The 15,560-nt window shown below is 36.5% G+C and carries 24 protein-coding genes; all 24 read left to right on the forward strand.

Annotation, left to right across the window (positions count from 1 at the left end):
• Positions 1 to 239: 239 nt before the first annotated feature.
• The 24 genes from LI114_RS11880 (at position 240) to LI114_RS11995 (ending at position 15,156) form a co-directional block, all read left to right on the forward strand.
• Entirely contained in the window at positions 240 to 644 is a 405-nt protein-coding gene (locus tag LI114_RS11880) for a hypothetical protein (RefSeq protein ID WP_117864232.1), read from the forward strand.
• A gap of 31 nt (positions 645 to 675) precedes the next feature.
• Positions 676 to 831, forward strand: coding sequence for a hypothetical protein (locus tag LI114_RS11885; RefSeq protein WP_227220864.1), 156 nt, complete (start codon positions 676 to 678; stop codon positions 829 to 831).
• A 15-nt stretch (positions 832 to 846) separates the two neighbouring features.
• Positions 847 to 3,111, forward strand: coding sequence for a MobP3 family relaxase (mobP3, locus tag LI114_RS11890; protein WP_227220870.1), 2,265 nt, complete (start codon positions 847 to 849; stop codon positions 3,109 to 3,111).
• Positions 3,112 to 3,874: 763 nt separating this feature from the next.
• Complete coding sequence (locus tag LI114_RS11895; RefSeq protein ID WP_117864217.1) at positions 3,875 to 4,084, forward strand: hypothetical protein; 210 nt, start codon at positions 3,875 to 3,877, stop codon at positions 4,082 to 4,084.
• 100 nt (positions 4,085 to 4,184) lie between these two features.
• Positions 4,185 to 5,129 (forward strand): polymorphic toxin-type HINT domain-containing protein, encoded by a 945-nt coding sequence (locus LI114_RS11900; RefSeq protein WP_227220865.1) that lies wholly within the window; start codon positions 4,185 to 4,187, stop codon positions 5,127 to 5,129.
• 19 nt (positions 5,130 to 5,148) lie between these two features.
• Complete coding sequence (locus LI114_RS11905) at positions 5,149 to 5,421, forward strand: hypothetical protein (protein ID WP_117864200.1); 273 nt, start codon at positions 5,149 to 5,151, stop codon at positions 5,419 to 5,421.
• A 15-nt stretch (positions 5,422 to 5,436) separates the two neighbouring features.
• The gene (locus tag LI114_RS11910) at positions 5,437 to 6,144 is read left to right on the forward strand and encodes a polymorphic toxin-type HINT domain-containing protein (protein WP_227220866.1); all 708 of its coding nucleotides are present in this window, start codon (positions 5,437 to 5,439) and stop codon (positions 6,142 to 6,144) included.
• Positions 6,145 to 6,158: 14 nt separating this feature from the next.
• The gene (locus LI114_RS11915) at positions 6,159 to 6,629 is read left to right on the forward strand and encodes an SMI1/KNR4 family protein (protein ID WP_117864208.1); all 471 of its coding nucleotides are present in this window, start codon (positions 6,159 to 6,161) and stop codon (positions 6,627 to 6,629) included.
• 156 nt (positions 6,630 to 6,785) lie between these two features.
• Positions 6,786 to 7,421 carry a polymorphic toxin-type HINT domain-containing protein gene (locus LI114_RS11920; protein ID WP_117897748.1) on the forward strand — a complete coding sequence of 212 codons (636 nt, stop codon included), beginning with the start codon at positions 6,786 to 6,788 and terminating at the stop codon, positions 7,419 to 7,421.
• 12 nt (positions 7,422 to 7,433) lie between these two features.
• On the forward strand, positions 7,434 to 7,967 hold the full coding sequence (locus LI114_RS11925; protein WP_117897746.1) for a hypothetical protein: 534 nt from the start codon (positions 7,434 to 7,436) through the stop codon (positions 7,965 to 7,967).
• Between the two features lie 33 nt (positions 7,968 to 8,000).
• Positions 8,001 to 8,549, forward strand: coding sequence for a DUF6707 family protein (locus LI114_RS11930; RefSeq protein WP_117897744.1), 549 nt, complete (start codon positions 8,001 to 8,003; stop codon positions 8,547 to 8,549).
• Between the two features lie 28 nt (positions 8,550 to 8,577).
• Complete coding sequence (locus LI114_RS11935; protein WP_117897742.1) at positions 8,578 to 8,799, forward strand: hypothetical protein; 222 nt, start codon at positions 8,578 to 8,580, stop codon at positions 8,797 to 8,799.
• Entirely contained in the window at positions 8,796 to 9,032 is a 237-nt protein-coding gene (locus LI114_RS11940; RefSeq protein WP_117897740.1) for a hypothetical protein, read from the forward strand. Before LI114_RS11935 ends, LI114_RS11940 begins: the two co-directional genes overlap by 4 nt.
• Position 9,033: 1 nt before the next feature.
• Positions 9,034 to 9,462 (forward strand): hypothetical protein, encoded by a 429-nt coding sequence (locus LI114_RS11945; RefSeq protein ID WP_117897738.1) that lies wholly within the window; start codon positions 9,034 to 9,036, stop codon positions 9,460 to 9,462.
• Between the two features lie 36 nt (positions 9,463 to 9,498).
• Positions 9,499 to 9,798: an HNH endonuclease gene (locus LI114_RS11950; protein WP_181981608.1), complete on the forward strand. Its 300-nt coding sequence runs from the start codon at positions 9,499 to 9,501 to the stop codon at positions 9,796 to 9,798.
• Between the two features lie 17 nt (positions 9,799 to 9,815).
• Positions 9,816 to 10,286, forward strand: coding sequence for an SMI1/KNR4 family protein (locus LI114_RS11955; protein ID WP_117897735.1), 471 nt, complete (start codon positions 9,816 to 9,818; stop codon positions 10,284 to 10,286).
• A 55-nt stretch (positions 10,287 to 10,341) separates the two neighbouring features.
• On the forward strand, positions 10,342 to 11,022 hold the full coding sequence (locus LI114_RS11960) for a polymorphic toxin-type HINT domain-containing protein (protein WP_227220872.1): 681 nt from the start codon (positions 10,342 to 10,344) through the stop codon (positions 11,020 to 11,022).
• Position 11,023: 1 nt separating this feature from the next.
• Complete coding sequence (locus tag LI114_RS11965) at positions 11,024 to 11,545, forward strand: immunity 42 family protein (RefSeq protein ID WP_181981613.1); 522 nt, start codon at positions 11,024 to 11,026, stop codon at positions 11,543 to 11,545.
• Between the two features lie 98 nt (positions 11,546 to 11,643).
• Positions 11,644 to 12,279, forward strand: a complete 636-nt coding sequence (locus LI114_RS11970) for a polymorphic toxin-type HINT domain-containing protein (RefSeq protein ID WP_227220873.1) — start codon at positions 11,644 to 11,646, stop codon at positions 12,277 to 12,279.
• Positions 12,280 to 12,295: 16 nt separating this feature from the next.
• Entirely contained in the window at positions 12,296 to 12,682 is a 387-nt protein-coding gene (locus tag LI114_RS11975) for a hypothetical protein (protein WP_117864180.1), read from the forward strand.
• 168 nt (positions 12,683 to 12,850) lie between these two features.
• The gene (locus LI114_RS11980) at positions 12,851 to 13,807 is read left to right on the forward strand and encodes a helix-turn-helix transcriptional regulator (RefSeq protein WP_227220868.1); all 957 of its coding nucleotides are present in this window, start codon (positions 12,851 to 12,853) and stop codon (positions 13,805 to 13,807) included.
• Positions 13,808 to 13,912: 105 nt separating this feature from the next.
• Positions 13,913 to 14,290: a helix-turn-helix domain-containing protein gene (locus LI114_RS11985; RefSeq protein WP_227220869.1), complete on the forward strand. Its 378-nt coding sequence runs from the start codon at positions 13,913 to 13,915 to the stop codon at positions 14,288 to 14,290.
• On the forward strand, positions 14,287 to 14,889 hold the full coding sequence (locus LI114_RS11990) for an ImmA/IrrE family metallo-endopeptidase (protein WP_118160799.1): 603 nt from the start codon (positions 14,287 to 14,289) through the stop codon (positions 14,887 to 14,889). The genes LI114_RS11985 and LI114_RS11990 overlap by 4 nt, the downstream gene beginning before the upstream one ends.
• 63 nt (positions 14,890 to 14,952) lie before the next feature.
• Positions 14,953 to 15,156 carry a Mut7-C RNAse domain-containing protein gene (locus tag LI114_RS11995; RefSeq protein ID WP_117864172.1) on the forward strand — a complete coding sequence of 68 codons (204 nt, stop codon included), beginning with the start codon at positions 14,953 to 14,955 and terminating at the stop codon, positions 15,154 to 15,156.
• The last annotated feature ends 404 nt before the right edge of the window (positions 15,157 to 15,560 follow it).

Raw genomic sequence — 15,560 nt, forward strand, 5'->3', positions numbered from 1 at the left:
TCGGGTGGGTTTATGAGGGCAAAGCCAATAGGATTGGCTTAAATATTATATTGCAAGTTAAAGTTTCGGGGTTGAAACCCCGAAACAGTTACAGCGGACGGCAAAGCCGACCGCATTTTGCGAGGTTTGTACAGCTTCGGGCAAAGGGGTTGTAAATTCAGCCTTTTTAAAATTTCGGCGTTGTATCGACAGAAAGGCACGAAAATACGGCATTTTTATAGGAGTTGGAGGTGGTGAAAGTGAGTTTTCAGAATAAAGTGAAATTTGCGTTATGGGCATATCCCGAAACGCTGAAAGATGTGGCGGTTCATTACAAAAACGATAACTGCAAGTCGCAGAGCGAGTTTATTGAAAAAGCGATCAAGTTCTACATCGGTTATCTTGATGAGGAAAAAAGCGTGAATTACATTTCACCGATGATTACGGAAACGGTCAAAGCTACAATTAAGGGTACGGAACAGCGGCTGGCTCGTTTGCTTTTCAAGGTCGCAGTTGAGCTTGGTAAGCTGTCGCATATGACGGCAGCAATTAATGATGTGGATGATGAAACGCTGAAAAGTCTTCATGCGATGTGCGTTAATGAGGTTCGCAAGATCAACGGTATTATTGATTATGAGGACGCTGTGGAGTATCAGAAGGATTGATCTTGATTAAAAAATTGAAAGGAGTCCTGCCATGCCCAAACTAATAGTAACAAGCCGCTATCTGAAAAGCGGCTCTGGGAAGAAAAAACAGCTCTATCACTATGTAAAATACATTGCAACCCGTGAGGGTTCAGTTCCGATACCGAATGCAAATGAAACAGCTCCTGCTACGAAAAATCAGCAGTAGCTTATTTCATCTCTGCTGAACGACTTCCCCGACAGCAAAGAGTTATTTGAGTACGAAGATTACCAAAAGGATCCCACTGTCAAAAACGGTTCGGCGCTAATATCGGAAATACTTGACCGAAACATGGACAGGCTTACAAGCCGTGAAAATTATGTAGGCTATCTTGCAAACCGTCCCGGAGCAGTCAAGTTTGGTTCGCACGGTTTGTTTTCACAATCGGACGAACCTATTAATCTTGAAAAGGTTGCAAAAGAGATTGCAAACCATGGCGGTAACGTTTGGACTCATGTCGTTTCGCTCCGCAGAGATAACGCTCAGGCAATGGGGTATGATAATTTAAAAGCGTGGCGTGAGCTTGTCAAGCGGCAGATTCCCAACATTGCGAAGAATCAGAAAATTGATATGGCTAATCTGAAATGGTACGCTGCTTTTCACGATAAGAAAACAAATCCTCATGTGCATATTATTGTGTACTCCGACAACGAGCGCGAGGGATTTCTCACTAATCATGGTATTGAAAAAATCCGCAGTGGTTTTGCAAACGATATTTATGCAGATGAACTTCACAATCTTTATGCACAGCAGACCGATTTGCGCAATCTGATGAAAAAGGAATCAGAACAATTAATGCAGAAGCTTGCGGATAACATTTCACAGAATGATGTTGATAACGCAGAACTAATTGATCTTGTTGCAAAACTGCATGAACAGCTTAATTCTTCTAAAGGCAAAAAGGTATACGGATACTTGAAAGCGGATGTGAAGAAAACTGTTGATGAGATTTTTATAAGGCTTTCGGAAAACGAATCAATTCAGAAAATGTATTCTCTTTGGTGTGAAATGGAGCAGCAGAAGCACGACGTTTATTCGTCGGCAAAGCTTCAGTTTCCAAAGCTTGCGGACAACAAGGAGTTTAAGTCTGTTAAAAATATGATAATCAGAACTGTACTGGATATGAATAGTCCTGTTGTTGATATTGAGATTGAAGAACCGGAACTGACAGAAAAAACTGATGATGACATAACAGATATTCCTCCGCAGATAGACGAGTCGAAACAGTTAGAAAATGATAATGTGATATTTTCAGATAACGAGGAGCTGACAGCCGAAGAGTTCACTTGTAGTAATGAAAGTGCGGTAACAGTTGATATTGATGACGAACCTCAAAGCAAATACTACCTCAAATGGAGTACAGCATACAAAGAAGCTTGTAAGATTATTTACAACAAGCAATCAAAGCTTGAAGATTTTCAGAAAGCGGAGCAGCTTTTGCTTAACGAATCAAGGTCAGGCAATGTTCTTGCTATTCAAGATCTGGGCAAACTCTATTCTACTGATAAACTCGGCGAAAAAGATGAAAAAAAGTCTTTTTCATTCTACGAAGAAGCATTTCAGGGTTTTATGGAGATCGAGCCGGATTCTGATTTTATGTTTCCTTATGAGCCGAAATTTGATGGGCAGATTATGAAACCCGTGAATATGCGTTCTTACGTTTGGTATCGCATAGGCAAAATGCATTGCTATGGGTTGGGAACAGAACAGGATTACGCTCAATCATTTGAATGGTTCTTGAAATCAGCTCATGAAGGCAACAAATTCGCACAATACAGTCTCGCCAATTTATATTACTACGGCAACGGTGTGGAAAAAGACTTGTCTCAGGCGTTTTGGTGGTATCGCAAATCATCTGAACAGGGTCAGCCTTATGCTTCTTATGCTGTCGCTCAGATGTACAGCAAGGGCGAATATGTTGCTGAAAATAAAGAAACCGCACAGAGATATTACAAAGCGGCATTGTCAGGATTTCTTGAACTCGAAAGCAAGGATCAGGCTGATGATAACTTATATTACAAATTGGGCGCTATGTATAAAAACGGTCTTGGAACTGAGATTGATATTCCTAAAGCCATCGAATATTTTGAAAAATCCACTGAAAATATGTGGTCAACTTATCAGCTCGGCAGGCTTTATCTTTTCGGTGCAGAGGAACTTGAAAAAGATAAGGAAAAGGCTGTGGAGTGGCTCACAAAGTCCGCAAATGATGGTAATGAGTACGTTCAGAATATGCTTAACAATATGGCACAGTTTGAAAACACTATACTTGCAAATACGATCTTCGCTCTGTTCGCTAATCTCTGCAAGTGTATTGAAGATGACTATACACAGAAGTATAAGTCGGTCAGACATACAGTCGACAGCAGACTGAGGAGAATGATAAGGCAAAAGAAACAGTCGTTTGGAATTAAGGACGAGCAGTCTCAGAGTTATGAGCAATCATAATTACTGCCAAACATTTATAGAATATACTGTAACAGGTGGTTGCAAATATGTATTTGATATTAAAAAAGACTTTAATATGCTGGAAAACGGAGTTCACAATTGTTTATGGTAAAATAGAAATGCAGAAAAAGGGCTCCAAAAATACACAACAGGGGCGCTCCTTCTATGCGCAAACCGAGCCCCCACACGTTAATCTTGTGCTGACCGGGCTATGCACTTTTTCGAGCCCATTTTATGCACTTTTTGCTTGACAAACACAGTGGACAGTTTTTAAGAATATTTTACTCTGCTCTTGCATGGCGTTTGAACTTAATGATTAGTTAATTTTAAATAAAAGTCGTATAATCAGTCAAATATGATAATATAGTTGACAAAATGTAAATTATTAATGAATTCTAAAATTTACTTGACAAATATTTCAAGGCGAAGTATAATAAAAAAGTGTAAATATAGTCAAAAAGGCATCTTATTATGTGAAATAAATGTTTTTCTTGTTTGACTTAATTATGATAAGAGGAGTGAAACGCTATGACACCGGAAGAAGCTTCTCAGTTGTATAATATAGAACAAAGAAATTATTATGATTACTGTGGTTATATTCAGTCGTAGTATATAGAAGAGTTCAAGGTGGAACAGCGCCAAAGTTAACTGATACATCTACACCTGGACGAAGTTATGAATTGCCAGCACCGTGGTCTGAATGGATAGAGGAAGCTGCTACTAATGTAAAGATTATAAAATAGCATTAAATGGAGTGTGTGTAATGGATAATAAAATGCGTATAGTGGCGGAAGAATTTGAAAATACAACTACTGGAGAGAAAGTAACCGGTGTAACGGTTATGATTGATGGAAAGTTAAGACAGGTCTTTGATATTATGATTGCAAAAAGTGGTTATAACAAGAGTTATTTGGAAATGTTGCAGGAGGTACTTGTTTTAGGAATAGATGAGTATATCAAGAAATTGAAATAGTATATTCAATTACTTATCGTTGGTATTTTAAACCTGCGGTTCGAAATTTGGAAACGCAATCCAAGCAACAGCAAAAGTCAGCGGAACGATCTCTAATGGCATGGACGGATTTGATATGCTGTCGATGGGACTGGGAATGATAGATCCCGATAACCCATTAACGGCATTGAACAATAAGCTGCATCAGAGTGATATTTATAATGGTTTCCAGATGGGCGTGAGTATGCTTTCATCCTTCAGTGGTGCAGCATCACAGAATATGGCTTGTTTTATTGCTGGAACTATGGTTCTTACAGCTACAGGACTTGTTGCGATTGAGAGGCTTAAAGCTGGAGATGTTGTTATTTCAACGAATCTCGACACGCTTGAAACCGCACCGAAGACTGTTCTTGAGACTTATGTGCGCAAAGTAGACAAGCTTGTTCATCTCACAATTAATGGTGAAGAAATTGTAACAACTGATAATCACCCGTTCTACGTTCAAGGCAGGGGCTTTATCAATGCAGGAAATCTGCTTGTTGGTGATAAACTTATCAGCGTAAATGGCGAAGATTTGTTTGTTGAGAAACATCGGGTTGAAGAACTTCACGAGCCTGCCACTGTTTATAATTTTCAGGTTGAAGATTATCATACTTATTTTGTTGGTGAGTCTGCGGTTTGGGTGCATAATTCGGAATGTAAAGTGAGTACTTCAAGAAGAGATCATATATTAGAGGGTGAAGGGCCTAATGATCCTGGGCATGGCCCCAATAGGGGATTTGGCAATAGTGCTTTTCCTGACACTTGGACAGACGATTACGCTATAAAAGCCGTTGAAGATGTAGCCAATAGTCCAAATTCAACATGGAGACAATCAACAGGACCTGGTGGAGGACGTAACGCTCCTGTTACAATAGGAGGTCCTGATGCAAATGCTCCATTAACCACAAGAAATGGACGACCAGTTAGGTTTATTGTTGAAGGTAGAAATCATGGATTAGATGTTAGAGTTATTGTTGAACCTGGCGGTGAAGGAATAGTTACGGGATTTCCTATTAATCGATAAAGTGTTAGGAGAATTAGTGATGAAAAAAGAAGCATATGATAAATTTATGAAAAAAATATCGAGTGAATTCAAAAATGTTGATACAGTTAAAGAATTTCTTTTAGATGCAGCGGAATTAGCTATGTATGGAGAAAAACGAGTGGCACTTGAAAATTTTCTTGAAAATCTACTGGAAAATGAGATACATATTTCATCCGAATTGATAGATTTGGCAGAAGAGGCATTTAGTGATAACCCAACAGACTATGATAATAGATTAATTTTTGAAATGAAACAATTTAAATTAAATTAATGTGTAATATAAAAGTTGTATGCAAATACGAATACGCTTGAAACCGCACCGAAAACGGTTCTTGAAACGTATGTCCGTCAGGTAGAAAAGCTTGTTCACCTCACAATTAATGGTGAAGAAATTGTAACAACTGATAATCACCCGTTTTATGTACAAGGCAGGGGTTTTATCAATGCAGGAAGTCTTCTCGTTGGCGATAAACTTATAAGCGTAAATGGCGAGGACTTGTTTGTTGAGAAACATCGGGTTGAAGAATTTGACGAGCCTGCCACTGTTTATAATTTTCAGGTTGAAGATTATCATACTTATTTTGTTGGTGATTGTGCGGTTTGGGTGCATAACAAGAATTGTAAACCACGATCACCAAAATCAGATGTTGTAGAAAAAGGTGAAAACCTTGATGGTTCAATTACCTATACTAAGAATATAAATGGAAAAAATGTTCAAGTAACTTATAGTAAAGAAGGATATCCTGATTTTTCACCATTTTCACATCCGGATTATCCAGATCCTGTGGAGATTAATATGACTGGTAATAATTATAAGGACTTTAAAGCAGCAAATGAGAAAATTGGTCTAAGTGGCGCAAATCCACCAGACGGATACACGTGGCATCATTTAGAGGATGGTAAACATATGTTGTTGGTGGATTCGAGTGTCCATGATGCTACCTTGGGAGGTTTTCCTCATACTGGTGGTGCTTCAATTGTAAAAAATAATTAAAGGAGCAATGAGAAATGAGATTATTAAATTCTGCTGAACCTGTTTTATATGAGGATGTTTTAGAATTTGGAAATTATTTAGGTGTAAAGTTACCTGAAGATTATGTAGAGTTTATTGTTAATGCTAATGGTGGAACACCTGAACCAGATATGCTTTACGATTTTTATGATGAAGTTTCTGAACAAGAAAACACATCAGTAATAAGAAGGTTCTTTTCTTTTTTTCCAAATGTAGAATGCGAAAAGAATAATATTAAGTTCATTTATAATGTAATGAGAAGAGAGAAAACAATTCCGGTTGATATGATACCAATCGCAGATGATCCCACTGGAAATGTAATTTGCATATCATTATCTTCAAATGATTACGGTGCAGTATATTTTCTTAATCATGAATTCGAGGATTCTGATACAGGCTATTTGATGAAAAGTAAAATAACGGATTCTTTCAAAGTGTTTATTGAAAAATTGTATCCAGATGAGTGATAAAAGTAACATATAATGTGGAGAACGTGTAGGTTGTTATTAAGATTAAACAATTGGTATTTCACCGATAAAATGTTTTATATAAGAGAGGTTAATCAATGCAAAATAATGAACAGCTAACAGAACTCATATCCAACTCACAAATAGCCTTTTTAAATGGCGAGTTGCAGGAAGCATTCAGCCTATACTCAACACTTATATGTTCAAAGCAGAGGATTTATCGAAGCAGGAAATCTTCTTGTTGGTGATAAGCTTATCAGTGTGAATGGTGAAGACTTAGTAATTGTGAAATTCTTCATTGAAGAAACTGCTGAATCTGTTTCCGTATATAATTTTCAGGTTGAGGATTATCATACTTACTTTGTTGGTGAGTGTGCGGTTTGGGTACATAATAAATGTAAAACAACACAGAATCCAGACGGTTCATATGACGTTGAAGCTGAATATAAGGATGGTTGGACTGATGATCAAAAGCGAGCTGCTGATAAGAAGTGTCAACAGCTTAGTGAAGCGGATACTAAAATAGCAAGTAAAGATCAAATAGATTCACAAAGAAAAACAAGCTCTAGTTCCAATAAGCAATTCAGAGAAAGAAATAATATTCCAAAAAGTCAAGACATTGATCACATTCAGGACATCCAATTTGACGGTATGGATGTCGATGCAAATAAGCAAGGTCTTGATCGAAGCGTAAATAGAAGCCTTGGAAGACAATTCAAAAACGGTACTGGAGATTTAGCTGAAGGAACAGTTCTTAGGAATTTTAAGATGGTAGATAAAATAACACCATAAAGGGAGCAATATATGTTTGATAATTTTTTTAATTTTGTTAAATTGCCTGTAGGTAAAGAAATCACTTCTGTAGTGACATTTCTTTCAAGTGTCTCGGGATTAAGTTTTTTCGACGGGCTATTTAGATTTTTTAATGAAGAACAAAAGAATAAATGGGAAAAGATAGTCACGGAATATTATATTGATTACTTAGGAAAAATTGAAGTTGTTTGTTATGACTGGTTAGGACGTGTTTTTGCTTTAAGTGATGATACCAATACTGTAATATTTTTTGAACCTGGTACAGGCAAGGTGTATGATACAGATGCCGGCATTGAGAAATTCTTTGATTATGTTGTAATAGAATATACGAACGATTGCTTTGCTTTAGATTTCTTTAAAGAATGGTTCGAATCTACAGAAGGATATCAATTGTTGAATAGTGAATGCGCAAGTTACAAGATTCCATTATTTCTAAATGGAGCAGATTCTGTAGAGAATTTAGAGGTGTGCGACATGGAAGTTCACTGGGAAATAATGAGAGTTACGCATAATCTAAATGATTAAATGTGATTTTTGATAAACTAGGAGATGCTTTTGGTGGAAGAATTAATTGAAAGAATTAGTAATACTGTTGAAAAGAAGAAAGTGAAAAGCCTTTGCAATAAAATATTAAAAAAATGTAGTTTTAAATCCGAAAATGATTTACGAAATATTTCTTCACTTGCAACGTGGTTGTATATCTATGGTTTTTATGATGAAATGATTGAGGTGTGTGATTTAGTTAAGGATGTCGAATTTTCTGGGAATTATAATTTATGGTTTATCCCTGACATGACAATGTGTCTAAAATCTAGAGTTCTTCGGGAAAGAGGAATGCATAAAGAATCTCACATATTAATGGATAAAGTAAACAAGTATCGTCATCCAGAATTATATAAAAATTTGGTTGATTCATATGAAAGAAAAATGGATCTAAACATAGCAGAAGAGTTAAAAAATCGACCAAAATCCTTAGCGGAAGTATGGAGATTTTCTAAACTACAATTCGCTGTAAGATTTAGAGAAGCAGGTAACTTTCCTATTCCAGACGAAAAGTTTGATAGCGATATTCGAGATCTTGTAGCTATTTTAAAAAAGGTTAAATAGGTTGCTAAACATGAGAGAGGGTGATAATATGCCTGTAATCCAAAATAACAACATTTATGAATTAATCTCAAATTCCAAAGTTGCTTTTATAAATGGACAATATCATGAAGCGTACTACCTTGCCAATGAAGCAATTAAACTTGATGAGAACTGTGCAGATGCTTATCAGTCTGTGATGCGTATCCAGATGATTTTTCTGAGTTCATGGACTCCTATAATGGCAAGCCTAACGGTCCGGCTATTTCAATGAGTCAGGCGGATCATAAAAACACTGCAAGTTTTGGACGTAAAGCTGGTTCTGATCAGTATCGCGCTGATCAAAAAGCATTGCTTAAGCAAGGAAAATTTCAGGAAGCATTTGATATGGATGTTGAAGACATCACAAGTCAGTTCCCTGGAAAATATGATAGTTCCATTGATGAAGCACAAACGAATTTAAATGATTTGATAAGCAAGTATAACGAATGGAAGAGAGGAAAATAAGATGGATTTGATATTTGTCCCTTACACGGAGATTGGAACACTTTGCTTCAATGCGTCTAATGACTCTGCAATTAAAGTGTTCGGAACACCTATTTCACAGTCTATGTATGGGTATCCCCAAAAAAACAAGCATTCATATGATTATGGATTTTTTCATATTCTTTTAAGCGAGAATTTAGAGTTTGAGGCAATTGAATTATTTCCAGATATGACAGATGAAAAAATATGTTTGCTGTATAACAACGTAAAAATCATCCTTAATCCATCTGTTAATATAACACTTGAAGAATTGAAGAAAGCAACTGATGATTTACTTTTAGATGATGACGGCGAGGGTTATACAAGTAAAAAATTAGGTTTAAGAATTTACTGCCCAGATGACATCGTTGAACAAGTCATTATTCACGATGTAGATTATTATAAGTCCTAATTATTATATTGACTAATGAGGAAAGGTGGGTTTGTAATGGAATATGGAAAAGATCAGCTTAAAAGTTTTATTTCTGATTCTCAAGCCGCATTTATGAACGGTCAACTACAACAGGCGTTCAGCCTGGCAAAAGAGACAATTAAGCTTGATGAGAACTGTGCTGATGCATATCAGTGTGCAGCAAATGAGGCTATAGGAAGAAATGGCTCAAAGGCTCCAATAGGCTACACATGGCATCATATAGAAGATGGAGAGCATATGTTACTTGTTAGCACGGATGTACATAGTAATTTTCCACATACTGGTGGAGCATCTATAGCAAGAAATAGTTTATAAGAAAGAGTAGAATAAAAATGATGTTGATAAATAGTGGTTTAAAACTTAATGAAGAAAAACTTCAAATGTTTGAAAATGAGTTAAAAGTTAAATTACCAGTTGATTATAAAGAATTTATGCTTGCACATAACGGAGGAATGCCTGAAGATGATCTGATGTTTAACTATCATAATAGTGTTAATAACAAAGAATCACGAAGCTTGATACAAATGTTTTACATCATATATGAAGAAGAAAATTATGAGATATATAACTTGAAAAATATTTGTTTTACATTATGGAATGATAAAGCATTAACTAAAGATTATTTAGCTATTGCTGAAGATCCAGCCGGAAATTATGTGTGTATTTCATTAAATGCCGAAACTTATGGGAATATATATTTCTGTAACCATGAATATGAGGATGCAGAAACAGGAACTCTGTTAATGGACAAAATTGCATCATCATTTTCAGAATTCTTGAATCTTCTTTATTTGGATGAATAGATGAAGTGAATTGTTTCCTATAACAAGATCATGGCAGCTAATCCGGACACTTTAGATTGCGGAGAAAACAGTTCTTGAAACGTATGTCCGTCAGGTAGAAAAGCTTGTTCACCTTATAATAAATGGTGAAGAAATTGTAACTACAGATAATCACCCGTTTTATGTACAAGGCAGGGGTTTTATCAATGCAGGAAATCTGCTCGTTGGTGATAAGCTCATCAGTGTAAATGGCGAAGATTTGTTTGTTGAGAAACATCGGGTTGAAGAACTTGACGAGCCTGTTGACGTTTATAATTTTCAGGTTGAGGATTATCATACTTATTTTGTTGGTGAATCTGCGGTTTGGGTGCATAATAATAACAAAGCTTGTCCTGTTCCTGAACCAAGAAAATCGGAAAAACACAAAACAGCAGATGGCGAACCTTTAACATATAAATCAAATTCAAAACATACGCCTGGTCAAGATGGTAATTGTTCAGATGCTGGTATTGAGCCAAGAAATTCATTTGAATTATTTGAGGATTCGATTGCTTCAACTGAAAAAACTGGTCATAGATATGCATATGAAAAAGAAACAGATACGATTCACAGATTTTTCTCAAATGCAGAGGAAACAGAATGGCACTGGTGTGGTTCAGAAAATCAAGGAAAAAATTCTTTGAATATAACAAAGATACCCAAAGATATTAAAAAAACATTTACAAAAGAGTATGGTGTTAAATGGAAAGGAAGATAATATGTTAATTGGCGATCCTTATAAATTTGCAGTTTTATTTGATAGAGTAAAAAAATGGAATCCATCTTTAACAGATAATAATGGTTTTTTTGCACTATGTATTGATGGAAAATTATTTCCTGATGAAATTGAAAATGCAGTAATACCTGTAGGTGTTAGAGATGTCAAAGTAGCTTTATCTGGAATTCCAGTTGATGAAAAAATATTTGACATGGATTCAAAAGATGCAATTTTGATTTTGTATGATCTTGTATATCCAGAGTTTGATGATGAGAAAAGTGATGAAGAAAACAGGGATAATGATTTTAGATATTTGCTTTCTACAAATGAATTAGTTGATGATAATTATCTTGTTTTTGCTGTAGGAAAAGAAAGGAAAATTAGAATACTTGGTACAAAAGCAGAGTATGATTTTGAAGAGAAAAGAGATGTTTTATGTAATTCAAAAGTAACTGAAATAATCCTCGAAAAAGATTATGTTAATAATGTTATTGCTCAACTTGAAGAGATAAAGTGGAATTAAGATTTGAATATTGGTACATTTAATAATCAGCGAATCTTGCACTATATGCCCGACAAGTATACAAGATTGTACATCTGACAATTAACGGTAAATAAATTATCACAACCGAAAATCACCCGTTTTATGTACAAGGCAGGGGTTTTATCAATGCAGGAAGTCTTCTCGTTGGCGATAAACTTATAAGCGTAAATGGCGAGGACTTGTTTGTTGAGAAACATCGGGTTGAAGAATTTGACGAGCCTGCCACTGTTTATAATTTTCAGGTTGAAGATTATCATACTTATTTTGTTGGTGATTGTGCGGTTTGGGTGCATAACAAGAATTGCACACCTGAAAATAAGCAATCCCTTAAGGAACACCTTGAAGGTACAGCTGACAATACTGGAGCAAAGCCAAACGGTACGATAAATGGCTGCCATGAAGAAAGTCACTTTTTAAGTGAACTTGATATTGCTGGTGGTGATCTAACAGATAATATCCAAAATGTAAGTGGTATAGACGGTGTAACTTATGTTGAATATACAGCAAATACAAAAACGGGAAAAGCCACTAAGACGATATATGATTCAAATGTAATCAGCACTGATGATTTTATTGATCGCGGCTTGGACACGTATGCTAATGTTCCTGAATCTGTAAGTGGAGGACCTGTTACTGCACTTGATAATTCTGGAAAAGCATGGAATTTTTATATTAGAGATAATAAGCTTATTACCATGTATCCATCGGTTTAAATAGAAGGAGCTTTTTATGAATTTACTTGTAAATAATGAGGCAAATGAATGTGTTGAATTACTTATTAATACGTTAGCTGCGTGTCACTTTAAAAAGTTTATTGAATGTGTTAATAAGAAAGAAAACTGGACAGCCGAGCTTTGCTGGTGTTTTTTTGAAAAATCAAATGATAATAAAGAGTATTATCAATTTGAAACTTTTGAGGGTGATACTTATAGAATGTCTTATAATGATTTTTTGGATATTGTAAAACTTGCAATTATCAGATTTTATCTTGGTACTAACGATGTTAAAATCAAGGAATCATTAAAAGAATATATCAAGAATACAGTATTTGATTCTATTCTTGATAATATTGATCCATCATTAGCATCAGGCGTTCCTCTTGTTTATGGGCAGTGATGTGGTGAGAAAATTGTAAAAACGGATAATCATCCGTACAAGGCAGGGGTTTTATCAATGCTGGCAATCTCCTTGTTGGCGATAAACCAAAAAATTGAATACGATTGCAAGGGAAAAATAAAGAGCATAACAGATAAGAATCAAAATTATAAAATCTCAAGGTGACATATGAATAAGCTTCTGGCATTGCTGCAAATATTGATAAAAGAAACAGATGAAAATCATAAGCTGACTACAAATCAGCTTATTGAAAAACTGTCGGAGCAGGGCGTATATGCTCATCGAAACACGATCCCCTCTGATATAGAAAAGCTCAGAAACGCAGGTTACGATATTATCTGCGATAAAAGTACGCAGAATAAATATTTTATGGGCAGCAGGGGCATGGAGCTTTCGGAGATAAAAATGCTGTGCGACGCAGTAAACGCAGCTCAGTTTATTTCGGAAGAAAAATCCTTCCAGCTGATAGACAAGCTGTTTTCTCCTTTGAGCGACTATCAAAAGGAAGAAATAAGAAATCTCATTCAGCAGCCGAGCGAAAATAAGGCGGACAGTAAAAGCATATATTATGCCGATATCATCAACACTGCGATCACGCAGCGACGTAAGATCCGTTTTCAGTATTACGAATATAATGAAAAAAGAGAAAAAATTCTCAAGCATAACGGTTATACATATACGGTCAGTCCCTATGCCGCCGTGTGGAACGACGACAGGTATTACCTTGTGGGGTATTGTGAAAAACACAGAGATATAACGGTTTTCAGGATAGACAGATTAGCGAATATATCTCTGACAGACCATCCTTCCAAACCGTGTCCGAAAGATTTTGTGCTGAAGGACTTTATTGCACATACCTTTAAAATGTTCTGCGGTGAGTCTTCAGACGTGATACTGAAATGTAAAAATAAGCACATGAAAGCCATTATAGATAAGTTTGGAGACAATATTGATACAATCGGAACCGATCGTCAATTTTTCTGCGTAAAGGTAAAAGTAGAGCTGAGTCCAACATTCTATGCGTGGGTGTTCCAGTATCAGGGAGAAATATGTATACAATCTCCACAAAATGCAATAGATCAGTTTGTGCAAATGGGAGAAACTATCATTGAGGTGCATTCATAATTGTGCACCTCATTTTTTTGCTATTGACAATCGAATTTACGTTCGATATAATAGATACAAGACGTTCGCAGAAAAGAGAACAAAGATTGAAAGGATTGAAGATTTATGACTTTTGGCGAATACCTGAAACAAAAACGTCTTGATAAGGAAATAACGCTGAGGGGCTTTGCGAAGCTGGTTGACATATCTCCCGTATATCTGTGCGATCTGGAAAAAGGCAGAAAAGCGGCTCCGAGTATGGAAGTCATGCAAAAAATGGTGAGTAAGCTGGCGCTGAATAAAGAGGAATCCGAAAGGTTTTACGACCTTGCCGCTCTGGAGCAGACGGCAAAAAATCCGATACCGAAAGATCTGAATGCTTTTCTGAAAGACAACCATGTGATCGTTTCCGCTCTCAGAACTGCAAAGGATCTGGACGCTACGGACGAAGAATGGCAGGATTTTATTGATAAGCTTAGAAAAAGCAGGGAGGGAAAACCATGAACGAAATGTTCTACAGACAAAGCGCTCTTGACTGCATTGCAAACGGACTTTTGAAAAATTACCGAAACGGCATGTATCTTTACGGTGCTCCCCGATCCATACCCATAGAGGAAATCATCGAGGTTGAATACAAACTGACGATAGAATATGTAAAACTGAGAAAATCGGGAAACGTCCTCGGTCAGACTGTATTTGAAAACTGCTTTGTCCCTGTGTATGACAAAGAAAATGAGCAGTACACTATTATCGAGGTTCAGCCCGGAACGATTCTCATCGACGAAGCTTTGCTTGAAGAAGAAAATATGGGCAGATACAGGTACACTCTTGCCCATGAGCTTTCACATTGGATACTGCACCATAAGATTTTTGATAATTCGCAGGAATCCGCCGCCAAGACAACGACAGAAAGCAATTCTAAAACCGAATGGCAGGCAGACGCTCTTGCTGCTTCGATACTTATGCCGAAAATGCAGATAAAAAAGGCGTTTTTTTCAATGCACGGATCAAACGTTAACGCTAAAATTTTAAAAATGGCAGAGCTGTTTCAGGTGTCCGGGCAAGCAATGAAGATCTGCCTTGCTTCACACAATATGATATAACCGAATTTCGGTTATATTTTTACTCATAATGTTCTCTAAAAAGCGAACAGAAAGGACAGAAGAATGTTAGTTGATTCACAGATCCGTCAAGTCGGAAAAAGGCCATCCATGCCGCCGCTGAGATGTCCGTTGTGCGGAGGAAAACTTGCGGATAAGCAAAACACATGGTGCAAAAACAGGATCGTAGCCACAACAGCCGAACAAGGTGATTATCTCACGAAGTGTCACAAATGCGGTAAACTGATAGGTCTGACCGCAGAGAATTGAAAGTGAGAAATATAAATAAAATAAGTATATCAAATTACTCGTACAGAGCATCATCCACCCATCTGTGAATATGGGATTTGGGCTGTATATGCGTATGCAGTCTTAGTAAGAAATTACGAATGAGGTAGAAGCCTGACAGGTAGCTTTTAAAGCTATGTCAGGATTTCTGCCTCTTTTTTTGAACTCCTATTCTGCTTTAAAAGCGGAATGGGAGTTTTTTTATGCCCATTTTTAAGGCATGGCAGTGCAGCATTGCCAAATATCCGTAAGCCTTCGTTTTGATTCAAACAAGAAAATCAAAACGGAGGAATTACGATGAAAACAAAATATTTTGAATACAACAGAAACAGCGGAAGTGAAAAGTATTCCGAATTTACTGAAGCTGAGTATCTCAAAGCGAAGGA

Origin of the sequence: Ruminococcus sp. 210702-SL.1.03 (assembly GCF_020559915.1) — a bacterium.
Lineage (GTDB): Bacteria > Bacillota > Clostridia > Oscillospirales > Ruminococcaceae > YE71.